General features: G+C 38.0%; 16 protein-coding genes. 10 read left to right on the top strand and 6 right to left on the bottom strand.

Annotated features, from left to right (window positions below; translation table 11 throughout):
• Nucleotides 1–50 precede the first annotated feature (50 nt).
• Both nrdD and nrdG read right to left on the bottom strand, forming a co-directional pair.
• Nucleotides 51–1,898 carry an anaerobic ribonucleoside-triphosphate reductase gene (gene nrdD, locus RGQ13_RS11810; RefSeq protein ID WP_348389953.1) on the bottom strand — a complete coding sequence of 616 codons (1,848 nt, stop codon included), beginning with the start codon at nucleotides 1,896–1,898 and terminating at the stop codon, nucleotides 51–53.
• Nucleotides 1,885–2,361: an anaerobic ribonucleoside-triphosphate reductase activating protein gene (gene nrdG / locus RGQ13_RS11805; RefSeq protein WP_348389952.1), complete on the bottom strand. Its 477-nt coding sequence runs from the start codon at nucleotides 2,359–2,361 to the stop codon at nucleotides 1,885–1,887. Before nrdG ends, nrdD begins: the two co-directional genes overlap by 14 nt.
• Before the next feature lie 373 nt (nucleotides 2,362–2,734).
• On the opposite strand from nrdG, the gene RGQ13_RS11800 reads away from it, so the two are divergent.
• From RGQ13_RS11800 to RGQ13_RS11790, 3 genes are all read left to right on the top strand, one after another.
• A complete protein-coding gene (locus RGQ13_RS11800) occupies nucleotides 2,735–4,327 on the top strand; it encodes a DUF2235 domain-containing protein (protein ID WP_348389951.1) in 1,593 nt (530 codons plus the stop codon).
• A 115-nt stretch (nucleotides 4,328–4,442) separates the two neighbouring features.
• Nucleotides 4,443–5,636 carry an exonuclease SbcCD subunit D gene (locus RGQ13_RS11795; protein WP_348389950.1) on the top strand — a complete coding sequence of 398 codons (1,194 nt, stop codon included), beginning with the start codon at nucleotides 4,443–4,445 and terminating at the stop codon, nucleotides 5,634–5,636.
• A complete protein-coding gene (locus RGQ13_RS11790; protein WP_348389949.1) occupies nucleotides 5,636–8,701 on the top strand; it encodes an SMC family ATPase in 3,066 nt (1,021 codons plus the stop codon). The genes RGQ13_RS11795 and RGQ13_RS11790 overlap by 1 nt, the downstream gene beginning before the upstream one ends.
• Nucleotides 8,702–8,858: 157 nt before the next feature.
• Here the strand turns inward: RGQ13_RS11790 and RGQ13_RS11785 are convergent, their stop codons facing one another.
• Nucleotides 8,859–9,629 carry a hypothetical protein gene (locus tag RGQ13_RS11785; RefSeq protein ID WP_348389948.1) on the bottom strand — a complete coding sequence of 257 codons (771 nt, stop codon included), beginning with the start codon at nucleotides 9,627–9,629 and terminating at the stop codon, nucleotides 8,859–8,861.
• Between the two features lie 232 nt (nucleotides 9,630–9,861).
• Between RGQ13_RS11785 and RGQ13_RS11780 the strand changes: the two genes are divergently transcribed.
• The 3 genes from RGQ13_RS11780 (at nucleotide 9,862) to RGQ13_RS11770 (ending at nucleotide 12,692) form a co-directional block, all read left to right on the top strand.
• Nucleotides 9,862–10,074 (top strand): hypothetical protein, encoded by a 213-nt coding sequence (locus tag RGQ13_RS11780; RefSeq protein WP_348389947.1) that lies wholly within the window; start codon nucleotides 9,862–9,864, stop codon nucleotides 10,072–10,074.
• Nucleotides 10,075–10,222: 148 nt separating this feature from the next.
• Complete coding sequence (locus tag RGQ13_RS11775; protein ID WP_348389946.1) at nucleotides 10,223–11,641, top strand: MBOAT family O-acyltransferase; 1,419 nt, start codon at nucleotides 10,223–10,225, stop codon at nucleotides 11,639–11,641.
• Nucleotides 11,616–12,692, top strand: coding sequence for a hypothetical protein (locus RGQ13_RS11770; RefSeq protein ID WP_348389945.1), 1,077 nt, complete (start codon nucleotides 11,616–11,618; stop codon nucleotides 12,690–12,692). Before RGQ13_RS11775 ends, RGQ13_RS11770 begins: the two co-directional genes overlap by 26 nt.
• Before the next feature lie 22 nt (nucleotides 12,693–12,714).
• On the opposite strand, the gene RGQ13_RS11765 is transcribed toward RGQ13_RS11770, so the two are convergent.
• Complete coding sequence (locus tag RGQ13_RS11765) at nucleotides 12,715–14,976, bottom strand: YHYH protein (RefSeq protein ID WP_348389944.1); 2,262 nt, start codon at nucleotides 14,974–14,976, stop codon at nucleotides 12,715–12,717.
• A gap of 597 nt (nucleotides 14,977–15,573) precedes the next feature.
• On the opposite strand from RGQ13_RS11765, the gene RGQ13_RS11760 reads away from it, so the two are divergent.
• Entirely contained in the window at nucleotides 15,574–15,993 is a 420-nt protein-coding gene (locus RGQ13_RS11760; RefSeq protein WP_348389943.1) for a DUF3293 domain-containing protein, read from the top strand.
• On the opposite strand, the gene RGQ13_RS11755 is transcribed toward RGQ13_RS11760, so the two are convergent.
• Nucleotides 15,990–16,697 (bottom strand): hypothetical protein, encoded by a 708-nt coding sequence (locus RGQ13_RS11755; protein WP_348389942.1) that lies wholly within the window; start codon nucleotides 16,695–16,697, stop codon nucleotides 15,990–15,992. The genes RGQ13_RS11760 and RGQ13_RS11755 overlap by 4 nt on opposite strands.
• A 1,319-nt stretch (nucleotides 16,698–18,016) precedes the next feature.
• Here RGQ13_RS11755 and RGQ13_RS11750 point away from each other — a divergent pair.
• The 3 genes from RGQ13_RS11750 (at nucleotide 18,017) to RGQ13_RS11740 (ending at nucleotide 24,543) form a co-directional block, all read left to right on the top strand.
• Nucleotides 18,017–20,746 (top strand): Calx-beta domain-containing protein, encoded by a 2,730-nt coding sequence (locus RGQ13_RS11750; protein ID WP_348389941.1) that lies wholly within the window; start codon nucleotides 18,017–18,019, stop codon nucleotides 20,744–20,746.
• A 113-nt stretch (nucleotides 20,747–20,859) separates the two neighbouring features.
• Entirely contained in the window at nucleotides 20,860–21,621 is a 762-nt protein-coding gene (locus tag RGQ13_RS11745) for a sulfite exporter TauE/SafE family protein (RefSeq protein ID WP_348389940.1), read from the top strand.
• A 282-nt stretch (nucleotides 21,622–21,903) separates the two neighbouring features.
• Nucleotides 21,904–24,543 (top strand): RHS repeat domain-containing protein, encoded by a 2,640-nt coding sequence (locus RGQ13_RS11740; protein ID WP_348389939.1) that lies wholly within the window; start codon nucleotides 21,904–21,906, stop codon nucleotides 24,541–24,543.
• A gap of 256 nt (nucleotides 24,544–24,799) precedes the next feature.
• Here the strand turns inward: RGQ13_RS11740 and RGQ13_RS11735 are convergent, their stop codons facing one another.
• Complete coding sequence (locus tag RGQ13_RS11735; RefSeq protein WP_348389938.1) at nucleotides 24,800–25,945, bottom strand: cupin domain-containing protein; 1,146 nt, start codon at nucleotides 25,943–25,945, stop codon at nucleotides 24,800–24,802.
• Nucleotides 25,946–26,171 lie beyond the last annotated feature (226 nt).

The following is a 26,171-nucleotide window of genomic DNA, read 5'->3' as shown; positions in this document are numbered from 1 at the left end:
GATAGGGCAGAGTAACATCAATAAATACATATTACACTGCCTTGCTTTAACTAAACCAGCTCTAAATTAGACTGCTCTTGTACCTGTTGCTGCAACATTCTTTCTTTATATACTCGTTCGCTTTGTAACCGTTGGTAATGACGCAAGCCATGCTCTTTTTGTCTATCATTTGAAAAAGAAGAAACTCGCTTTAAATAACCAATTACTCTTGTGCCATAATCTACATCTTCACTTCCACACTTGCTACAAGAGTGAAGAGTTCGTTTATCTATATGCTCACATTCATTACAAATAGTAATTTTCACGTTCACACAAAAATAGTTACAGCCGGTTTTGGCTGCTACATTAAACAGTTTTACATATGCCTCTGCCGACAAACTTTCATCTAAATTCAGATGCAAGGCAGAGCCGCCATCAAGGTATTGGTTGATCTCTTTACCATGCAATACAAACTTATCTAAGTGATTACTGCTGTCATCCTCGACTAAGTAGAAATACGAGTTGTAGCAATCACGCTTAGTGAGGTAACCATCTTTAGCATCCCATTTTGCATTTTTAACGCCTAGGTTTTCTGCTGGTACAAATTCAGTATTAAACATATAGCCAAATTGTTTTTTCGCCTCTTGATTGGCTTTAAAAATAACCTGCAAATGTTTACTAACAAAGTCTTTGTATTCTTGGTTATTGCTAACCGTTATGCCTTTATACTCTGCAGCTTCTGCCATGCCATTAATGCCAATAGTTAAAAACTGCTTGTCTAAGGTGATAAAGCCTGCGTCGTATACGCTTAATGCGCCCTGAGCCAAGTAGTCTTCCATTATTTTTCGATAAGCGACCTGATATTTTTGAATTTTTTCAATTTCGGTTTTTAGATCACGACCATCTTGAATCAAACGATTCATATTCATCGTAATTACGTTTATCGAGCCTGTTGCAACGCCACCAGCACCTAACGTAAAGGAGAATGTATTATCAGTTATTTCGTTACGCAAACGGCAACATGACGCTAATGAATCTGGACTATCAGACAAATACATAAAGAATGAATTACCCATAGCTTTTTCTTTGGCTAGGTTGTAAGCGAAGTCTTTATCTTTACATTCACCATTTTCGGTAAGCATAGCTGCGGTGATAACAGGGAAGGTAAGTACTGCTTTTTCTCGCTCACTGTTTATCCAAGTTAAAAAGAAATTCTGCAATTTATCTACGCTGTCCCAACTTGGTTTAGAAAAGTCAGGGAAAACAAAGTCTTCAAACATTGATTGAAAATAAAATTGATCAAATATTGAAATATTCCAAAACACACTTTGGTAACCACGTGCCGCGGCTGGTTGGTTTAATGCATAAACAACATGCTGTAAGTGGTTCTCAATCGATTTGCTATGATTGTCTAGGTAGTTATCACCAAATTCTTTACGGGCGAAATAATCAAAATAAGTTAAAAACTCCACCGACGCTACTGCACCTGCAAATTGTGCGGATATAGCAAAAATCAAGTTAACAAATGAACCACAAAACGACTCAATATGTTTTGGTGCTTTTGACTCACCGCCAAGTTTCGTTAAACCATCAAGTAAAAATGGGTACATACTAATTGATGTGCAATACGGCTTAATGCTGGTTTCATCATGAACATAAATTTCATGATCTTCAATTTGTCGTTTATATTCTTCGGCTAAATCGGCATCAAAAATTTCACTGATTTTATTTTTTACCAATGAACGATTAATTTGCACGTAGCAATCTTTTAGTAGTTCAGCCTCTAAAGTGGCAATATTTTTTTGTGTAACATTGGCGTTGGCATCCATTTTAGAGCCATCGGCAGCATTTTTAGCTGCAAAATACTCTTCAATGTAAGCTGTTTTATTATTAATTTGTTCTTCGCTAAGCCGCAACATGTTGTATTCCTTCTTTTATAAATAGATGATTTAAGGTGTTACCTGCGGTTAAATCAATGAATTGTTGATTTGTATCAGGGTTGTTTAAACCACCCCTGTCAGGATCCCATTTTCCAATTTTTGCATAATTTAAATGCTTACTTATTTGCTCATCAACAATATTTTCGCCAGTATATAGACAGGTTTTCAATCCCTGTTTTTGGGCTAAAATGAGCTTCTCTATAAGAGCATTTTTTTGCCATTCTCCGCCCATGAATAACACTGTAGAAATTAGCCCTTGGTACTTGTTAATCCATTGTTGAAAATTTGTGTTGGTTAACTGTTGGCCAAAGTTTTTATTCCAAAGCTCAGTGCTGTGACAACCCTTGCAACCTACTTGGCAACCAGTAATGCTAAAGCATAAACTGATCTCATTTGGCACTTCCTGGAACACTATTGTTGGCGGTAGGCAATTAAAAGTCATAAACTATATATTGTGTTGTTATTGTTGTTAAACACACTATATAGTGTTTGTGTGGTGGTAAAGTTTGATCTAGATCAAAGTTTTATGGTTTTAATATCCCCAAATTAATTAGGGGATATTATTTAATCTAAAGCTGATTAATAAAAAACAGTGCAAGAAATAAAGTGTAATAAGTCGTAATTTAATGCTGTAAAGGCTAATCAATAAAGGTGTATAGGATGTTAAATTGAGGTTGGGAAAATATACCTGATAAGCGTCATTTAGTTCACAAACTTGCATTTTTCAGCTAAATTTAACTGTGGGCTGTTGATCTTTGCGGTACAAATTTTGTTCAACAGATCCTACTAGAATTTAATATCAGCAAGGAAGCAATATGAAGCGTTTAATTATTTGTTTTGATGGTACGTGGAATAACCCTGAGCAAGAAGAAAACGGTGTCACCTCGCCAACCAATGTTTATCGTTTAAAAAACTCTATCAATGCAAGCGCAAACAATTCAGCGGTTATACAAAAAGTTTTTTATCATCCAGGCGTCGGCGGTGAAGAAATTGGTTTTATTGATGAGTTTCTTGGTGGTGCCCTTGGCTTAGGTATAAACCGTCATATCACCAGTGCTTATCATTGGTTAGGTTTAAATTATAAAGAAGGTGATGAAGTTTTCTTATTTGGTTTTTCTCGCGGAGCTTTTTCTGCAAGAAGCTTAGCCGGTTTTTTAGGTAAGGGCCTGTTAGATCTGCAAGATATTTCGGCTAAAGATAGTTGGCAGCGAGTCGATACCGCGTTTAAGCGTGGCTACAAAGATAAACTGCCACAAAATAGTTGGGCTAAAGCTCATTGGCAGTTTTTTCATAATAAAGGGCCTATCCCAATTTCCTTTTTAGGCGTTTGGGATACAGTCGGAGCTTTAGGTATTCCGGATGATTTAGAGATCATCAATTTATTAGATCGCAAAGAAGCATGGCAATTTCATGACACTAAATTGGCTGAGCATATTAAACACGCTCGTCACGCTATGGCTATAGATGAAAAACGAACCAGTTTTACCGTTACCCGTTGGAGTAATGCCGTTGAACACAATGACGCAGTAGAGTTATGGTTTCCAGGTGTACATTCTGATGTAGGGGGAGGTTACCAAGACTGTGATTTATCAAACGGTGCATTGCAATGGATGATAGAACAAAGCAAAGTTTTTGGTTTAGAGTATCGACATGATATTGAAGGTTTAATTACAGCCAACCCTGTGGGGGTTTTGCATAACTCATTCAAAGGAGCATTTTCTAAATTACGCTCTCGGCCAAGAAATATACCGGCATTAATTAGAGCTAATTCACTGCAGTTTCATCCGAGTGCGTTTATTCGACAGCGTATATCACCAATAGAGCATGAGCCCTATTATCCGACACAAATTCTTGCCCTTGATGAAAGCACAACAGTACAGGTATATGCGAAGTGTCGATGGAATAGAACTTCGGTATATTTAGCACAAGGCCATGAATATGTATTTAGTGCTAATGGTCAATGGCAAGATGGTAGTGAGAGCTGTGATTGGCTTGGTACTGAGCGGAATAATCAACGCACTGCAGGAGATTTAATTCGTGCAACCTCAAGCTTTTTAGGAAAGTTTGAGTCGTTAATTAAACGCTTTAGTGACAATACTTCTACAGATTTTTTTGCTAGTAAACGAGTAGAAAACAAACCTTGGTTTGCGTTAATTAGTGCGATAGCAAACGACAGCGGACAAACCCATAATAAATTAGCTGTTAAGCATAATAATGATTATCAACAAGTGGTCAAGCATGATGGTAGTGCTATTCCACATCAATATTTGCAACTGGCAGATCACCAAGCTAATAAGCCATTGTTGATAAATTACCCTGGCTATTTATATTGTTTTGCTAATGATGCTTGGAGTTTTTATGAAAACAACAAAGGCTATATTGAATTAACCATTACTAGGGTAAAATAAATAACTAAAATAATGGCAAAATGTTATTGAGAAATTTAATAACATGCCTTACTTTGAACGTAGCACTTTTACATCTTTATTATAACTACAAAAGACTCACACCTTTAGGGATTCAATGCGTTTTATCCATACATCAGACTGGCACATTGGCCGGTTATTTCAAAACATCTCATTACTTGACGATCAGCTTTTTGTATTAAAGCAAATTAAGCAGTATGCCGAAGATCATAAAATAGACGCTTTAGTGGTGTCCGGAGATATTTTTGATCGCTCTGTACCGCCAAGTGAAGCGGTTGATGCATTAAATAAGTTTATTAGAAGTATGGAAGCATTAGCTATTCCAATCATTATGATCAGTGGTAACCACGACAGCGCTAAACGCTTACGTTTTGGCGCCAAGCAAATGCAAAAAGCAGGCTTACATATTCTTGCTGATTTAAGTGAAATTGAACAAGGAATTGTTATTAATAGTGAAACGGGGCCGGTGACATTTTACGGCATTCCTTATCATGACCCTGTAGAAGTACGTGAAGCATTTAATACAGTCGAACAGGGAATAGAGATAAAAACCTATGATCAAGCACATACTTTTGCGGCTAATAAAATATTAGCCGACAAAGCGGCTAATTTTCCAGAGCAACCTGCAGTATTACTCAGCCATTGTTTTATTGATGGCGCCAGTGAATCAGACTCTGAACGACCGTTATCGATAGGCGGCGCTGATCGAGTATCATGGCAACCATTAACTGATTTTGATTATGTTGCATTAGGACATTTGCATGCACCGCAGTACAAAGGTGAGCAGCATATCCGTTATAGTGGTTCATTGCTTAAGTACTCGTTTTCTGAATACAAACAAAAAAAGGGCGTTACTTTAGTTGAAATGGACGCTAAAGGCTTTAAAACTCAACAACATTTACCGTTAACTGCAAAGCATGATTTACGAGTGATAGAAGGCACGCTAGAAGAGCTAATAGAGCAGGGTAGAGCCAATTTAAAAAGTACAGAAACAGCCAATGATGATTATTTATTAGCAAAGCTTACCGACACGCAAGTAATATTAGATCCTATGGGCCGACTTCGAACCGTTTATCCTAACGTATTGCAAATAGAACGCACTAATTTTGATCTGCAAAGTGGCAGCAAATTAAGCCAAAACACAGCATCTTCAAGCGCTAACCAGCGCAGTGAAGAAGAAGTGTTTACCGACTTTTTCAGCCAAGTTATGAATACTGAATTATCAAAAGAGCAAATTGCTATATTGCAAACCACTATTACCGATGCTCGTACTAGTATGGAGGACGAATAATGAAACTCCATAAACTCAGCATTCAAGCCTTTGGCCCCTTTGCCAAGACCGAAACAATCGATTTTTCTGAATTAGGCGATAATCCTTTATTTCTAATTGATGGACCAACTGGTGCGGGTAAGTCATCTATTTTACATGCAGTTTGTTATGCCTTGTATGGCGAAACTACCGATGAAGATAGAAAAGACATGGGCGTACGGTCAGACAATGCTGCTGATGAAACGTTAACCGAATTAAGCCTCGACTTTTCAATAAGAGATCAACTTTATCGAATTACTCGTATTCCCACCCAGCAGCGAAAAGCCAAACGCGGAGACGGCTATACTGAGCAGAAGTCAGAAGCACATTTAATAAAAATATTAGCTGATGGCGAAGAACAAACCTTGGTTACTAAAAAGGTAAAAGACGCCAACGAGCAAATTAAACTAATTGTTGGCCTATCAGCCCAGCAATTCAGGCAGGTAATGGTATTACCGCAAGGTAAATTTAGAGAGTTACTGCTGGCTAATTCTACTGAGCGGCAAGCCATTTTATCTACCCTGTTTCAAACCGAAATTTTCCAGCGTATTGAACAATTATTAAAAAACCAAGCAGGGAATATTGAACGCGAATATGCTCGATTTAAAGATCAAATAACTGAAGCGCTCAATGAAGTTTTTGTTGATGGCAAAGAAAATTTAATTGCCGCAGTCACAACGGCTAAATCTAAGCAGGATGAATTAAATGTGGCCAAACTTGCGGTAGATGAAAAACGCCAACTTAGCCATAACAACGTAGAAGCTGCACAAACACTAGCTAAATTATTTGCCAATAAAACACAAAAGCAACAAAGTTTAGCCGAGCATACTCTGCGCAAAGACAATGTTGAGCACAAACGCGAGCAATTAACCTTAGCAAAACAGGCAGGGATAATTGCCCCTAAATATCATGCATTACAGCAAGGGCAAGTTGATTTTAAAAATAACGAAACACAATATCAAACAGCCCTGCAAACTAAACAACAATTAGCTTTAAACCTTGAACAAGCATCGAAACAATTAGAACTAACAACTGAAAAATATCAGCAACGCGATCAGTTAGTTAATCAAGACATTACCTTACAAGGCTATACACAAACATTATCTGGTCTAGAACAATTACATCAACAAAAACAGCAATGCCAAGAGCTTGAGAAAAAAGCGACAGATAAGCATAGCGAATTAAAACAAAACTTTACTCAGTACACCCAACGCAGCGAAAAAGGTTTAAAGGTCATACATGACTTGCACCAAGAGTTGCAGGGTAAAGCTGAAATGGTGCGAGCTCAGCAAACGTTACAGCAACAAGTTAACGGTTTAACCTCATTACTATCGATTGGTCAAACTATGGCTAATCAGCAAGTAAAAATTCAACAGTTAGAAATGACGTTTAACCAAGCTAAGCAACAGTGTGAACAAGCAACATATAATGCCAATCAACTTGAAATGCTATGGCACTCAAATCAAGCGGCTATCCTTGCACAAACACTACAAACTGATGCGCCGTGCCCTGTTTGTGGATCAATTGAACACCCTGAGCCGGCAGTTACTTCTACAGAAATGGCCAATGCGACAAAAGATCATGTAGATACGGCAAGAGGTGAACAAAATAGGCTTGTTCAAGCTCAAAGTGAAGCGGATAAAGCCTTTGGCGCAGCCAAGCAAGAATTAACTCAACTAGAACTTCAAAAGCAAAAGCTGAACACTGAACTTGGCGAAGGATTTAATAAAATCTTAGAGCAGGTAAATCAAGAGTTTAACACTGTAAATAAACAAATTTTTGATTTAGAGACTAAAGAAAGTAAATTACCTAAATGGCAACAAGCTCAACAAGATATGCAAGAACAACTAGCGCCAATAAGTCAAAATATTGCTCAATTAGAGCAAGAGATCCCAACATTACAAGCGAATACTGTTGCTGCATCGACAAAGTTGCAAACAGCAGAGCAAGCATTGCCAGAGCAATACCGAAACGCTGTAGAGCTTGAAACAGCCATAATTAGCAATAAAAAACAAATAGAAAAACTTGATATTGATTTACGGATTGCTCAACAGCAACACCATAAAGCAAGTAATGATAGCAGTGCAATTAATGCAACCATTGACCAAATATCGGCAAATAAAGCCACATTATCTGAACGAGTTGAAATGCTTACATCAAGCTGGCAACAAGCTTTAGATGACAGTATGTTTGATAATGTTGCAGCTTTCACTCAAGCAATTTTAGCGAATGAATTACTCGAACAATTCGCTCAAGACATTGAATTATTTGATAAAACTTTGCAAGGTTTGCAGTCAGAACTGTCGGTACTTGATCAACAGTTAAAAGATAAAGTTGCGCCAAATTTAGATGAGCTTAATACGAACTTAATTGAACAGCAAAATTTGTATAAGCAAGCAGAAGAATGCTGGGCTTTAGCTAGAAACCAACACAGTAAGTTGCAAGACATCTTAACTAAAATAACCCGGATTGAAGCTGAACAAGAAGACAATAAAAAGCAATTTGAAGTGATCGGCACATTAGCCAGTGCAGCTAGCGGAAAGGGCAATGTAAAAGTTTCTTTAGAGCGTTTTGTACTGGGCGATTTACTCGACTCAGTATTAGCCATAGCCAGCAAACGTTTACATATTATGAGTAAAGGCCAATATCGCCTGGTGCGCCAAGATGAAGGCACCCAAAAACGTAATGTGACAGCCGGCTTAGATTTAGCCATAGACGATGCTTATACCGGTAAAGTTAGGCCTGTTGCTACATTGTCAGGAGGAGAATCGTTTATGGCTTCATTATCACTGGCACTAGGCTTAAGCGATGTAGTACAACAGCGCTCTGGTGGTATACAGCTTGATACCTTGTTTATCGATGAAGGCTTTGGCTCGTTAGATCAAGAATCATTGCAACTTGCCATTCAAACGTTAATTGATTTACAAGCAACAGGCCGAACAATTGGCATTATCTCGCACGTATCAGAGCTAAAAGAACAAATGGCACTGCGTATAGACGTACAAAGCAGCAGGGCGGGCAGTTCGATCACTACTATTGGAGTGTAGGTTAGTTATGGATACCCGATACCCGAACGAGCCGGGCATGACGTGAGCCGGGCATGACGGAAGTGAGCCGGGCATGACGTTTTTTTATCCCCATCATGCCAACAAAAAAGCCAATGCATTTGCATTGGCTTATCAAAAACGAATCTTAAGTACCTAACTAATCAGTACTCATAGACATATCCTCTCTTAGTACATATACGGTATATTGTGTTGAATGGAAATTTTCTCCCCAAGCTTTAAATACCGCAGCGGCTTTATCGGCATCGCCTATTTGCTCTGCAAAAGCTGTAGAAAATGATTTGTCAGGATCTTCCATTTCCGCGTAATTTTCGTAAGGTATAACTAGGCTTAAGTTTTCATCACCACCAATTTGCCAAGTCCAAGACCAAGAGTATGGCCATTTCATTGCTTTAGCGGTTTCGCTGAGAACTTTTTTGCCTTCACTAACGCCTTTTCCTGCGCCAACTTTTACACTATAGTCCGTCACAGCAAAGTATTTGTAGTTGTTTTTACCATCTGGCCAATTACTATTTTTGAAATCTATTCTTGAATAATAATGTTCATAGTGGGCCACATATTTTGCTACATTTTCATTCCAGTGGGCATCCATTTTGTTGTCGCTCTCCCACTTTTTATAAGCTTCAACATCTTTAAAAGCGGTACAACAGTATCGAACTACATAGTAGTTTAAGTTCTTTCCAATAACAGGCGTATAAGCTTGCCATTGACGAGGGTCACCCTTAGATGCTCTGTATTTGATATGTTCTTGAAAGGCTTTTTCAAATCCAGCTTGTTGCCCTGGATTAGGCACCATAACCCAAACATCTGCCAGTGAATGAGGCTTTTCATCAGCAGCAAATGCTGAGAAACTTAATTGAATAATTGCTAGTAAGCTAACAATGAATGATTTTAGTATTACTTTGTTCATTACGTTTTCCTTTAATGAATTGATATGCCTAGCTACAATTCTTTGAAACAACTCACAACAACAAAGTAATTAACTCTATGAATTCAAATGGCATTAAAGCCAGCATGATTACCGTTAAAGCCTAGCAAAAAATATAGAAATCACAATTTTGGTGTTACAAAGGGGTAACACATGATTACATTTACGTGGGTATACTCGCGCTGTTGTTAAGTAAACAAGGCGTGGCGTTATTTTGAAAACTCGTAAACACTCAATATTAAAAAAGAAAAAACAAGTTGAACACGGAACCTCTGCAGGTCAAGTTTTAACTGTTTTTTTCAAACTATTATTAAACTCATTGCCATTTATTGCAAAAGGCTTTTACGACATTTTAAAAACTCAAATTACCGGTAAATCGAACATCCATCAAAAAACCAATATTTATAGAAATAAGGCTGACAAGTAAATTTCATTGTTACTAGACCCTGAAATAAATTCAGGAAATTGTAGAGTTATTAGCTATTTAACTATTTTCTTCTAAACTTAACTTTTGTACAAAAACTAGCATTATCAGCAATCAAGCTGAATGGTTTATCTAATAACCGGATGGTTTAATGCTATTTAATTCATTTTCATTTATATTTTTCTTTTTAATTGTTCTCGCCTTACACAATATGCCATTTAGCTGGCGTGTTAAAAAATCTAACCTGCTTATTGCCAGTTACCTATTTTATGCCGCATGGAATCCTCCCTTTGTAATATTGTTGTGGATCTCAACAGTTGTAGATTGGCACGTTGCAAAACGGATGTTTAATGAACAAAGGCCACATGCCAGAAAAGTATTACTTGCGATAAGTGTGATAGTTAACCTTGGCATGCTTGGATTTTTTAAATATGGCCAATTTCTTCTCGATAACTTTATCGCACTTATGGCGGTATTCGGTATTGAATACCAAGCTGCAGCATGGGAAATAATATTACCCGTAGGTATTTCTTTTTATACCTTTCAAACTATGGCGTACTCTCTTGATGTGTATCTAAAAAGAGCTGCGCCAGCTAAATCGTTATTAGATTTTTCTTTATTTGTTACCTTTTTTCCACAATTAGTGGCTGGGCCCATTGTTAGGCCTACCTATTTAATTCCGCAATTTGCCAAACCTAGAGTCGCAACAATTAACCAATTGTTATGGGGTATAGGGTTAATGATTATCGGCATGTTTTCTAAAGTAGTAGTGGCCGATGGTTTATTAGCACCTGCGGCTGAGGCTGTTTTTGCTTCACATGAACAGCTTAATCCCATTGATGCATGGCTAGGAACGTTGGCATTTTCAGGGCAAATATTTTGTGATTTTGCCGGTTATTCAACTATTGCGATTGGTGTGGCATTAACCTTAGGTTTTTCTCTACCTAATAATTTTAACTACCCTTACGCCGCAATTGGTTTTTCTGATTTTTGGCGTCGTTGGCACATATCATTGTCAAGCTGGTTAAGAGATTACTTATATATCCCCTTAGGGGGCAATAAAAACGGTTCAAGACGAACCTTTATTAACTTAATGTTGACGATGCTGCTAGGTGGTTTATGGCATGGGGCAGCATGGACATTTGTTGTTTGGGGTGGTTTACATGGTTTGTACTTGGCTGGCGAAAGAATTCTTCGGCAAAAATATCAACAGGTAGCACTATGGCACACAACACAAGGTAAAATAATACTTGCGCTTGTTACTTATTTTTTAGTGAACATTACCTGGGTATTTTTCCGCGCGCCTGACTTTGCTACAGCTTGGCGAATGATGCAATCTATGCTGCTATTTAGTGGTGATAAAAATGTACTCTCTAGCCAATATATTATTCAAACGATAATAACCATCAGTATTATGCTTGGCATTCACTGGTATATGCGAAATAGAAAACTAGAACAAGTTATCAATAATATTTCTTTACCTGCACTAAGTGCTACCGGCGCGACCTTAATGTTTTTAATTGCGATCTCGCAAGGAGGAAGCAATGCCTTCATCTACTTCCAGTTCTAACATTGTAGAACGCGATATTCCCAATAAAAGTTGGGGCAAGCTCTTTGTTGTTATGGTTATTTTATTTATTGTTTTAATAGCTGCTTGGGAAATGTATTGGCGCAGTGAAGGAGCTAAACCTGACTATTTAAACTCAGACAGTTTGTGGGCTATTGAACGCCGTAAAGTGCAGGAAAACTCGGTGGTGTTTACTGGCTCTTCTCGAGTGTTGTTTAATATGCAAACCGATATTTGGCAGCAACAAACCGGTATTAAACCTATACAATTAGCGTTAGAAGGGACAACTCCAATAGGTGTTTTAGAAGATTTAGCCGACGATGACAACTTTAAAGGGACAGTGTTTGCTGGTGTTGCCCCAGGGTTGTTTTTCTCAGGTTTTGAATACCGACAAAATGCTTTAAAAGCTTATCAAAAAGAAGCACCTTCACAATGGCTTGGTCAACAACTATCTATGCTTATTGAACCCTTTTTCGCGTTTATTGAGCCAGATTTTGCTTTATTTACCGTACTTAAAAGACAAAGCTGGCCTACACGGGAACAAATTAAAATTGAACTTGATGTTCGGGCTTTAGCTCTAATGTCAGCAGATAGAAATACGCAAATGTGGGATAAAGTTGTAAAGGATGAACAATACCGTAAATTAGCCATAAAAATATGGATGCAGGGCTTTGAGCCTATCGATAAAAAAACGCCGGAAAAAATAGCCAAAATGCGTGAAAACAGAGATAAACAAATAGCAAGAGCGGTAGCAGTTAACAAAAAAATGCTCGCAAAAGGCGCTACACTTATCTTTGTCAGAATGCCATCACAAGGTTTTTATACAATGAAAGAGGGCATGTATAATCCAAAAGAAACGAACTGGGATGTTTTACTTAAAGAAACTGGTGCCCCCGGCATTCATTTTCAAGACTACCCAGATTTAAATAAATATACATTGCCCGAAGACTCCCATTTAGCGGCAGAAGATGCAAAATCCTTTACTAAAGATTTTGTTGCTATTTATCAAAGTATGAACGATGAAGCCGATTATGGAACCCTTTCCGCTCAATAAGGTAATACCGATACACTTGATGCTATTTGTAAAAAGAAGCGTCTGGTGACCCTTTAAAACAACCTAATACATAAGGAAAACCATCGGTAATGTAATAGCCGTAAACACCATCTACAGTCATACCATTACATTCGTCTAAGTCTCCTAGGCCTTCTACATACTCATTGTCATCTCGGTAAGTGCCATCATAATTGCCTCCAGGGCTACCACTTGTAGTAGGGCGTACACCACTTTTTACTTGATAACTCGGCAAAGCTTTTCTTACCGTGCCGTTATCATCAAAAAAAGGACCTAATATAGGGAAACCATCAGCGGCAAAGCCTACTACAGGAGAAGTGTTACCGTTATTTTCTGCTTGATAAAAAGCATTAGGGGTACCGTGATAATGATAAGTGCCATCGGGTTGTGCGTGGGCGTTATGACTATCTACCGAAAAGCCGCTCAGTGGTGACATAGGATCATAACGCCAAGGTTGGCTCATATCATTACAACCAACTTTGCCATTACCAACGCCAAAGCAACCTGCGGCTAATAAATCAACCTTTACCCCGTTGAGCAATATGGCATTGTCCACTTGCAAACTTATGTCTGTAGCAGTGCTGGCAAAGCTTGGATTGTTGGTTATTTCAAACGTATCGTTTTGCGCAGTTACATTATTTGGAAAACTTCTGTCACCATCATTAAAGTCATGGTTTGGGATAGCATTGGTGTTAAAAATACATTTCTCTGCAGTGGTGCTAATAACTAAATCACCAGCGAATACGGTGGAGTTATTTACATCTAATACATTAGAGCTGTAACGCTCAACATAAGCTGAGCAATTGGCGCTTCTATTTTCAAAAATTTGATTGGTAATGTCTAAAGCCGGGCCAGTTGTTGTATTACGAACCGAGCTGGCGATGTCTTCAAGTGCGTGCACAATGTCATGACTTTCAAATGCGGTAAGCAGTAAGTCATTTGTTTCAGCCAGATCGTTTTCAACATCAAACAACTGCTGGTCACCATTGGCAAATTCAATTAATTTATAATCACCGTCACGTACGACCCATCCGGTAGTTGTGTCACTTTCAAACTCCGAATAATTATAATTTCTAACCTGTTCATTACTAGTTAAGGTTTTAACAAAGCTTTGGCTGTCAAACACGTTACTGGTATTGCTACCGGCAAGTTCTACTATGGTGGCAAATAAATCAACACTGTTCACCAATGCGCCTTCAAATTCATTATAGCGATGTACGCCTTTACCAGAAATTAGTAGTGGCACTCTAATCCCGCCTTCATATAAGCTGCCTTTGGCGTGTTCTTTATCAAATACACTTGTATCTATAACAAGTTTAGGTGTGCCATTATCACCCATAAAAATAATTATGGTATTGTCTTGTTCGTCTGCTGGTAGTGATGCAATTAAACGACCAATTTCACTATCCATGGCCTCTATGGCAGCAAGATAGTAGTCACGTTTATTGGCATTTATATCGGCTTCATTTCCAGTTAAATCACTTCTGTTGTGCAAAGATGCTGGCGGTAAATGAAATGGTGAATGCGGCGCAGAATAGGCAAGCCAAACAAACCATGGAGTTGATTGCTCTGCAATCCAATCGATCGCCAAGTCTGTCAATTTAGTCGTGTGGTATTCATTAACCGTGCTGGTCTGTCCGTTAACGGTTAGTTCCCAATTGTAATAATCATTTAGGTTGCCTAAATTACCTGCATAATGTTCAACACCACTGTCATTAGGGTGGCTGGCAGCGCTTTGTGCGCCACCCAAATGCCATTTACCAAATACTGCTGATTGATAGTGAGAGGTTGCAATATCTGCCTTTAAATATTCAGGCAGAGTTTGTAACGAAGGATCTAATTGTGCGGGTACATAGGTTACACCACTATTAATACCATGCTTACCGGTTAAAATTGACGCTCTTGTTGTAGTACAAGCGGGTGTTGCCCAAGCATTTGTATAGGTGATACCTTGTTCTGCCAGGTTGTTAAGATTTTCTGTATTAGGTAAATCAGTTGAATACGAGTACTGTGCAGAAGCATCTAACCCTTGGTCGTCACTTAATATGAATAAAATATTAGGTGACGTTGAGGGCGTTTCATCATTACCAGTGTCATCAACAACTGGGGTGTCAACAACTGGAGTGTCAACCACAGGAGTAATAACTTCTGAATCATCAGATGAACCACTTCCACCACAACCTATCAATAATAGAACTGAAAACAGTGGCAACAATTTATACATAGAATTACAACTCAATAATGGGCTTAATTTAACTATAAGCATATTAAAATATTTTACAGTCAGGGATAAGTAAGGGTTTTGTAAAATTATTGTAAAGGTACAACTCCTTAGTTTTAAGGCGTTATTACACGTATCCTGTTACCGTAATGTCTCACATGCGGAAATCTATGCTTGAGTTAACAGAATGGATACCCGAACGAGCCGGGTATGACGTTTAAGAGCTGGGTATGACGTTTAGGGGGCCGGCATGACGGTTCCTTCTCTCCGTCTTTACCGCGAAGGCGGTAATCCATTTTCTTTATGGGTACCCGAACGAGCCGGGTATGACGTTTAGGGGGCCTGCATGACGGTAAGGGCCTGAAATGACGCTGACTGTCTTGGCAGAATGGTTCCCTCTCGTCGTCATTGCCGCGCATGCGGTAATCCATACAAAAGGCAAAAAAAAACCTCCAAATGGAGGTTTAAAAATAAAAATATAAGTCCCAGGGAGAAACTAAATTTTGTTTACGTAATATATGACGCAACTAAACCAATAAAGTTCCAGACTTAGTGAAAAAAAATAAATAAAGTTTAAAAAGTGAGAACATTGTTTTTAAATATCTGTACACTGAACTTCAAATCATCAATAGAGACCCTTCAATGGATCATAACTTGCAACAAGCCTATTTAAATACTGACTACATTATTGATGATGAATTAGGTTTTTGGCAAATTAACATCGGCGATACCGACCGTCCACTTAGCCGCTATTTAAATACCTTCGAAAATCCAACTGCAGCGTTTATTACAGCCTGTAATCCAATGAGTAAAAAGCTCAAAGAAGGGCAGAACCAACAACGCCAAAAACAATTACAACAAGCGGTAAGTAAACTTGGTTTAGCTTGTTGTAAAGGTTATGGGCTTAGCCAACATAACGATTGGCCGAAAGAACACAGTTTGTTAATTACCAATATCACTAAACAACAAGCCAGCCAATTAGCTAAAGACTTTCAACAAGCCGCTTATGTTTGGATTGATGATAAAGGCTTAGTGTCGCTAGTTTCACTACAAGAATATTAATCAGTAATTACAAGTTTGTAGCTTATGTTACTATCATTATCACTTTCTACATCCATTGCTCTAACTGCTACAAAGTAGTATTCATTTAAGTTTGCAGTAAATGTGATCTCATGACCGTTTTGAGTTTGCATAAAGTGTGTCATTTCTAAAGAATTACCATATTGGTCAATAAGTTCAATTGCTATATTGTTATTTTGATTAAATGGATGTGTACAATCATTTAAAGCTTTACATAAATATATAGATATTAAGTCAGTAGAATTGGAGCTGAATACAACAAAATCAGTAGGATCTGTATTTTTATTAACGGTACCACTTATTAGTAATGAAGTACTTTTTCCTAACACAAACTTATAGGCTTGTTCTATCTTGTTGTTTGGCTCTGTTTCAACGATACTGTGGCTCTGCCAAGAGCTAGTATCGTTACTAGGATTATCGCTTTGAGGGGGCTGAGTAGGTTTAGTTGATTGAAAAACTTCAACAACAGGTTGGTACTCTGCTTGGCTATCTGGACAATAAGTATATTCATATTCATCACATTGCCCTCCAAGCCAAGCAAACAGCATTCCAAAACCACCGACACCATGACAGTCAAGCTCAGTTTTTTGATAACACTCTTCTTCCTCTTCATCTTCAGCCACACAAGAGGTAAGAGTGAGTATCAATAAAGTGTTCATCAATAATAACGATATTGGAGTTTTCATAACTGCTCCTCAAAATATTTTATGCCCACTAATACAAAAAGCAGTTACTATGCCAACACATATATAAGAGCTAATCTGTTGTTTTTTGAGTGTTTTTATTGTGATTGATAGTAGGGTGGTTGTAAGCTTTATTGACAAAATTGTACATTTACTAATGCAAATATGTAGATCAAAGCAATATGGTGTCTAAAGACTTAATGTTTAACTGGCCAAATGAGCATTAACAACAATATGTGTATTACTTAAAGGTTGGTTTAATGGTGGGATTGTGTTTAATTTGTGTAAAAAATAAAAAACATATAATTATCAATAACTAATAAATAATCAGTGCAGCATGTTGCTAACATAAATTAAACAGATAATTCACACACCTTTCAGCTTTGTAACAGCCCCTTCCCATAACTCCAATTGTTACTTATTGTAACCAAGTTGTTTTTAATTATTGCCACTAAGGCAATTAAGAAGGTTTTATGGCCATATTTATTGTGTGCATGTTAGGTGTACTTGGCATTGTAGTTTGTAATGAAATTAAATGGTTTTAATCATTAGTTATTAAAAGATCTGCAGTTGTACAAGAACATAGATAACTATCACCAGAATTCTTGGGGAAGAAATAACGAGGGGAAACCCGAGTTAACGCTAATAAAAACAACAATAAAAAATTATAGGCAAGTTTACTTGCCATTCAATACCGAGCTTGCTCGGTATTTTTTTGCTCAAGGAAGAGCTATATGCAGGAAATACATGGATGTATAATTTTCTGATTTTCCTTTGAATCAGTAAAATGAATCCTAACCTGGTTGGCGTGAATTCATTCGCGCGTTATGGCGCAGCCACGTTCTTTGCTCTTTCTTCCTCTTCGAGGATAACGTCCGATTAAAATCAAACCAACCAAAAAACCTAATCTGGTTGGCGTGAATATATTCGCGCGTAATTGCGCAGCAAAAAATCCAAGTCTCCGTCTTTATCTACTCGTTACGGAATCCATATATTTCAGGCAAAATAATTTTTACCATCCATGGAAATTCTGCATATCCTTTTTCAAGAGCAAAAAAAAACCACCTCAAGGTGAGGTGGTAAAAATAGTATTTCAGGGAGGAAAACTATGTAAAAATTAACTGTGTTTATAATAACTTCAACCTAAGAATAAAGCCGTTAACCAAATGTAAAACACTGCAATAAATTGTTGTTAATAACGAGTAATGCAAGGGTTACTTAATCGTTAATCCACATTTATTGTAGGTTGTTTAAGGAAGTTAATATTGTTATATTTTTAAGCTTATAGTTTTAAAATAAAAATAATAATACTAGGTAACAATATGCTGAATCCTCCCTGCGGTAATGCGACTAAACTCTTAATAACATCAATAATGTTAGTTCTATTAACTGCCTGTGGTGGTTCTAGTTCAAATAAAAAAGTGGATGAAATAATTGATCCTGCCCCAATTCCAACACCAGATCCAGAACCCACAATTGAGATCAGTTTGATTGGAGAACTTGTCACCGATGAAACCGCTGGCATCATGTCTATTACCATTAAACAATCTGTTGCTTTAGATACTGATGTTGAATATACGGTAACCACTGTTAATGGCACTGCACTTGCGGGTAGTGACTTTATCCCTATTGATCAAATGGTTAGTGTTGCAGCGGGGCAAACTGAACATACACTGAATATCGAACTTGTTGATGATAGCGAGTACGAGTGTCAAGAAAATTTTAGTCTCGCCATTGCTAATAGCGACGATAGTGTGAATGTCGAAATTATCATTAATAAAGACACCGACCCAGGTCCAAACCTTATTATAAAAAACACCGAGTTAGATTGGCAAATTGCAGAAAATCACGGTGAGTTAACATTTGATGTTGAGCTCGATACCGCAGTTTGTGAAGACACTGCAATAACTGTTGCCGGCTCTGGTAGTGCTACATTAGGCGAAGATGTAAATGCCTCAGTAGGGATTATTGCAGCGGGCGAAACCAATGCCACATTAGCGCTTAAAGTATTAAACGATGAAATTAAAGAAGGTAAAGAAACAATAAGTTTAACCCTTCAAAATAGCGGCGATATCACTATTGCACCACACACACCAATAAACTTAACAATTATTCCCGTTATTGCCAGCTTGCACGGTGGCCATTATGGAAATTGTATTTTAACTGAAGACAACCTAGTTAAATGTTGGGGTTACAATGGGGGGTATAATTTTGCTAATGGCCATAATCGCGATGTTGGCGATAATTACTTCGAGTTAGAAACAGACAGAGAGTATTGTCCATACGAAGCCGGAGATTTACTTCATAATCTGCGCACATACACACAGAACCAAGATGGCCGCGATCGTTGTGATGGTGGTAATGGTATCGCGTTAGAGTTTGGTAATGATGACAATGGCGATAAATCTATTGATCCAGAAGAAGTAAACTGGACTCGTTACTTTTGCGATGCAGATGACAGTACCCCACCACAAATATTTGTAGAACCAATACCTGCATCACAAGAATGTGAATTAGCAGGGCTTTCTTACCGCGTTTTTTACGATTACAACAGTAACGACAGCTTTGATTATGATGAAATGGGTGAAAACCTTATCGCCTCTGATATTGGCGATGAAAAAATAACCGATATTCAACTAGGCGAATATTTTAGCTGTGCATTAACCGCCAGCAAACAAGTTAAATGTTGGGGTGATAACTACAATGGCTATCTTGGTCTTGAACTGACTTCAGAAGGTGATAACGAAAACATCGGCGATAGTCCATCTGAGCTAGGCAACAACTTACAATATATAGATTTTGGTAAAGACTTATTAGTAGAAAAATTAGCCGTTGGAGAAGACCATAGTTGTGCAATATTAGATAACGGCCGTATAAAATGTTGGGGTGATGGCTCACGTGGTCGTTTAGGTTATGGCAATAGTGACGATATTGGCAATGTTGATGGAGATATGGGAGATAATTTAGCCTTTGTAGACCTTGGTAGTGATGAAGCAGGTGTACACTTTAAAGCAATTGACATATCCCTTGGCTCTCTTAGTAGTTGTGCTGTTTTAGAAAACGGTCAAATAAAGTGTTGGGGTTATAATGACAGCAGTCAATTAGGACTAGATAGTATTGAGTTTCAAGAGAGTCAAGAGAATATTGGCGATGAAGCGGATGAAATGGGCAATAACCTTCTCGCAATAAACTTTAAGGACGACAAGTTAGCGTCTCGAGTATTTATAACCTACGGACATACATGTGCGTTATTTGAGGACAATTCTTTGGCATGTTGGGGGGGGAATTACTCAGGCCAAGTTGGCATTGAAACTCAAGATAAGAAAGTAGGTGACAGAGGCTTAGGAGCTACTACCTATCAATGTAATTATAACGACAATCTACATTTTATAGAGCCGTATCAAATAAGCTCAACTAGTCCAAGATGTAGAGAAGGCGGTATTGATTTTATATTGCGTTTAGACACTAACGGTACTAGTGCGTTGGACGAAGGCGATGAAATAGTTACCGTTATGGACACTGTATGTACCGAAGGCGATGTAAGCCCTTTATTTATCATTGATCAACTTGCAGAAGGCTCTGAGCAATGCCCAGATCAAGGTGGCGTGCAATTAACGTATAGTCTCGACGCTAATGGTTTATATGACACTGAAATGGGCGACAACTTATCTTACGTTAAGCTAGATAACAAAGATGTTATAGACGTATCTTTGGGCTGGGCGTCTACCTGTGTTTTATATATTGATGGCGACGTAAAGTGCTGGGGTGATGAAGACGAAACAGGGCTTGAAAACGATATGGACTATGGCGATGACGCAGGCGAAACGCCATTAGCAAGTAATCCAATTAATTTAGGCACCAACATTTCTGCCAAAGGTATCGGCGGACGTAGCTATGCACATTGTGCAATTACTAATGAAAACACAGTTAAGTGTTGGGGCTACAGCGATTATGGTGAATCCGGCAATCCTGATTTTTATGGTAAATCGATAGGTGATATCGCTGAAGAAAATGAAATGGGCGATAATCTAGTGCCAGTGGCTATTTTCTAAATTATTCACGTCAGATTAAATAAGTACCACCTGGTGAATTAGGTGGCACTTATTTCCCCCGTATTCGATATGCCAAGTTAACTGGCTTAACTACATTTAAATGATCAATAATCATGCTAGAACATCTGTTCCTTTTTATTATTAGTTTACTCGCCAACACCTTATCTTCACTAGCGGGCGGCGGAGCAGGGCTGTTACAGTTACCGGTATTAATTTTTCTTGGTTTACCTTTTGGTGTAGCATTAGTCACCCATAAAATAGCCGCTGTGGCATTGGGCGTTGGCGCATCATTAAAGCACCTTAAGCACGGCGGATTTAAATGGCAGCTTGTTACCATCATGATTGTTGGTGCACTTCCAGGCGTTATTATTGGCGCGAACGTTATTTTAAATATACCCGAGCATATTGCGATGTTCTCGCTTGGTTGCTTAACCATATCTTTAGGTATTTATTCATACTTTAAAACCAATCTTGGCATGCATGACAGCCTAAAAAACTTAACATTAAAAGGCTATTTAATTGGTGCATTTGGTTTATTTCTTTTAGGTATCCTTAACGGCTCTTTAACCTCGGGTACAGGTTTGTTTGTAACTATGTGGCTTATTCACTGGTTTGGTATGAACTACGCACGTGCAGTTTCTTATACCTTAGTGATGGTTGGCATTTTATGGAATGGAACAGGGGCTTTTACTTTAGCACTATTAGAAAACGTTCAATGGTCTTGGCTACCGGCTCTTGTTTTAGGATCATTAATTGGTGGTTACGTTGGGGCTCATTTAGCCATTGAAAAAGGCAACACGTTGGTAAAAAGAGCCTTTGAGATCATGACGGTAGTAACGGGTATCGCTTTACTGATAAAAGCGTTTAATGGGTAAGTAGCAAAATCAGAACAATTTTGAACTTATGAGCAAAAGGTGAATAAACAGCAAAATCGTATATAGTTAATACAAAATAATAATTTAACTGCCAACTCTAAGTCGTCATTCCCAATTCTCAGTCGTTATCCCTAACTCTCAGTCGTCATTCCCGCGCAGGCGGGAAACCATTCAATCTCCTGAAACGTTGTTGTTATAACCACAAATTTAGTAGGTTGTTTATTGGTTAACACACTGTTAATGTGCAAATTCTAGCCTAAAAAAATAATAATAGGGATCTATATGTCTTATTTTCAAAGACAAATTGCTAAAAGATTACTTTTAACAGTGTCTATTCTTAGCCTAGCTGCTTGTGGTGGCTCAGGTTCAAGTAAAGTTGACGAAGTTGACGTAACTCCTACTCCAACACCAGTGTATGAATTAGCAGTAATCGATGATGATATTAAAGGTATTTCAGGCAGAGATGGCCGTGCAAATATTCCTGTTATTGATAACGATACCTTAGATGATGCCGCACTTTCATTAGAAGACATTACCATTACCTTAACTGCCAGTGAAAAGCCATTAACATTAAATGGCGACGGTACTATTAGTGTTGCACCAATGACCAAAGCAGGTACTTATGTTTTAGGATATAAAGTGTGTTTAGCTGTAGAACCAGACACTTGTGCGTCAGGTATAGTAAGTGTTGAGGTAGATGCCGCCTCTATTGTATTAACACAAGACTCCATTGCTAATATAAATGGAAGCTATGTAAACGAAAATATTGTTGAAGTTTTAGCAAATGATACGATTAACAATGCAGCCATAAATATTGATGACGTGACCCTAAGTGTTTTATCAAAAGATGAACCGTTGCAACTTGACGGTAGTCAAATTAGTGTTGCCAGTAACACTAAGGCAGGAGAGTACCAGTTAAGTTATCAAGTGTGTGAAAATCTCAATCCGGACAATTGCGAAACTGGTACGGTAATTGTTGAAGTCGTTGGTGCAGCTTTAGCATTAACCAGTGATTTTGTTGACAACATTAATGGTGGCTATGCCAATGTAAACATTATTGACGTATTAGCAAATGATACGCTTAACAATTCAGCCATAAATATTGATGACATTACCTTAAGTGTTTTATCAAATGATGAACCGTTGCAACTTGTTGGTACTCAAATTAGTGTTGCCGAGAATACCCCTGCTGACAATTACTCTTTAACATATCAAGTGTGTGAAAACTTAAACCCTGAAAACTGTGCCCAAGCTATGGCTACCCTGAACGTTAATAAAGGCGTTTTTATGAATGGTGTGCAAGGTGTTAAGTATGAATCTGGTTCTGCTGCGGGGGTTACCGATGAAAATGGTGGTTACATCTATAGCCAAGGCGATAATATAAGTTTTTATATTGGTGCAACTCAATTAGGTGAGGAAATAGTTGCTGGTGTGAATCTGTCTCCGCTTGATTTAATTGCTGATGCGATTATTCCGCTGACCGCGTTAGAAACACGTAAGTTTTTAAAGGCTTATGATAATAATAAAATGACTATGGCAACTAAAGCCCTGCTAAATGTGCTTACTTTATTATATAGCATTGATAAAGATAAGGATGCTAGCAATGGTATTGTTATAGATGAAGCGATCCACGATTCACTGGCATTAACTGATTTAAATATTTATCAAAATATATATCAATTCTCAGGAAACAAGTTAAGCATAATTTTACAAGATGCTTTTAATCAAGAGCTTATAGTTAACGCATCTGTGCCCGAGGCTTTTGTCGCCGTTGATAATTTTTATGACACTTTGAATATTACTCCTCAAGTTTACACCGCAACTAAAGATTGGTCTTTTCAGCCAGGCGATGAAACAACCGATATTTATGAGGTAAGTTATGTTCAAGAATCTCGCCAAGTTTTTTGGGACTACTTTACAGTTGATGCCGACAATAAAGAAATCGATGGCACTCGCGGCAGTGATATAGAATATTATGATCACAATTTGCGGCATATAGGTTGGGAAAGCTATGAAGATGGAATATTAAACTCTAAAGGTGTTTATCAACGAAATATTCACGGTAAACAACTCTCATATCAAAACTTATCAGCTGAAGATGTTACCTATCAAACTCAGAATATCTACAATGAACAAGGTCTTGTAGTCGAGCATAAACGAGATAGCGAAGGTGATGACTTTTATGAATACGTAGTTAGTTATGAGTACGATGCTGACGGGAACATGACCAGAAAATCACAAGATAATGATGGTGATGACGATGCAGATACTATATATATTTACACATTCACTAATGGTTTACTGACTAAAAGCCAAGATGTTTGGGACGCCGATTATGACGAAAACGCGATCAATGTTATTGATTTTGAAAGAGTTTATATATACAACCAATTTGGTGCAGTGAGCCAACGGGTAGAAACAAACTATTCACGTAATACCCAGAGGGTTTATGACTTTATTTTTGATGAAGATGGTAATCATATTTTTACTTATATTGATGATACTCCAGAGGTAGAAGGGTACGATCAAATTGTATCTTTTACCTATGATGACAAGGGTAACAAATTAAGCCAATATTCAGATAGTAATGGTGATGGTGACAATGAGTATGGCTATGTATATCAATATGACGCGATGAATAATATGATCAGCCAAACCAATTATCAAAACGGTAATTTTGTAACCCCCAGCTCTAGCTGGACCAAAACTTATGATGAACATGGCAACGAGCTAACGGATGAGACAGATAATAATGGTGACGGCACCATTAACTATGGGTATTCGTATATTTATGATGACAATGGCAATCAAATTGAACAGCAAAGGTTTGATGGCCCTGTGTTAAATAGCGTGCCAGCCTCATATTATTATATCGAGTATCAGCTATCTAACTTTAAAGAGTGGTTTGTAATAGGGTACTAAACCCATTGAGGGTAATGCTGCTGATACATGTACTTAACACGGTTAATTTGTAAGTAAGACGTAAACCAGAAAATGGCAGCCGTAAACCTGTACACCCACTGCAAAAATGAGTACTCAGTATAAGCTGAGTATTCAACACCACCCAACTACCTATTGTCAATATGGGTAGTTACTGCCATTCTAAATACTCACTGTCATCCTCAATACCACTGTCATCCTGAACTTGTTTCAGGATCTAAATCAACAAATATCATCCCTACTCGGCAAAATACCAATAACCAAGATCAAGCTGTTCACCTAAAAAGCTAATGAAATTTTCATTATTCGCAAAACCAGTCATTAATTCAGGCGTTACCGAAACATTGTCACAAAGAAGTTTTATTGCCGAGACAATATCAGCTGTTACGATCTGCTCTTCACCGTTAATGTAAAATAGTCCTTGCTCAACTGAATCACTAAAATAAAAAGCCTTTAAGCCACCAAGGCGCATAAGTTTGTTTGAATGTAATAACTCAGTAATATCATCATTGCTGTATGTATCTTCACTCAAATGAATATCAAGTTCATGTTTTGCCTGACTTAAAAAACTGCCGGCAAATTGACGCATTAATGACTCGTTATCGATAAGCTGTTGTAGTTGGCTTTTAATGAGTTGAAAATCATCACTGCTAACTTCACCACTATTGCTACTAAGTATACGCTGTGGGTCGCTGAGTAACTCTGGCGCTAGTTCTTTATCAGTTAAATGATCGGCTAAACCGTTAATCATACTTGCGGTAGAGTTCGCTCTAAAACCGACTGAAAAACTCAATGATGCTTCAATAGTTACACCATCGTGGGGAAAGCCTGGTGGAATATATAAAATATCGCCAGGTAATAGTTCGGTATCAATTATTGGTTCAAAAGGCTCTACATGTAATAGCGCATCATGGGCGGCAAATTCTACATGGTTACCAATATCACCAACACGCCAATTACGTTTACCAGAGCCTTGGCAAATAAACACATCGTATAAATCGATATGTGGGCCAACGCCACCACCAGGGGTAGCAAAGCTCACCATTAAATCATCAAGGCGCCAATTAGGAATAAAGCGAAACGGCTCAATCATTTCAGCAGCTTCTTCGCTCCAGTGATCAAGCGCTTGTACGATTAACGACCAACCGTTATCGCCAAAACGTTGAAAGTCATCAAAGGGGCCAAACTCGGCCTGCCAAGTTTCACCATCGCGATACACCATGCGTGATTCAACATCGTTCAAACCTGCTAAGCCAGCTATTTCATTTGCATCAATTGGATCGACAAAGTTTTTAAATCCTTGACGGATCACCACTGGCTTTTTTTGCCAGTACTCACGCATAAACGTTTCGCGACTAAACTCACTTAAACACAACTCGAACATAAATTACCTTTTAGATAAATATCAATTGATTATTAACGCTACTTTACCCTTTGACGAGGTGAGGCTTATTGATCCAGTCGTTGTTTATATGCGTAAACAGCTTTAACTTCATGTTGTTTTTATAATATAACAACAGCAGCATTACGCTTCTGACTCAAAATACCTAAGCGTTCGTTTTTCAACCCTGGACTGTCTTCTTACACATGCTCATCGTCTTGCCGTACTT

Origin of the sequence: Thalassotalea psychrophila (assembly GCF_031583595.1) — a bacterium.
Taxonomy (GTDB): Bacteria; Pseudomonadota; Gammaproteobacteria; order Enterobacterales; family Alteromonadaceae; genus Thalassotalea_A; species Thalassotalea_A psychrophila.
The sequence above is the reverse complement of the archived record's forward strand: the minus strand, read 5'-3'. Positions and strand labels throughout refer to the sequence as shown.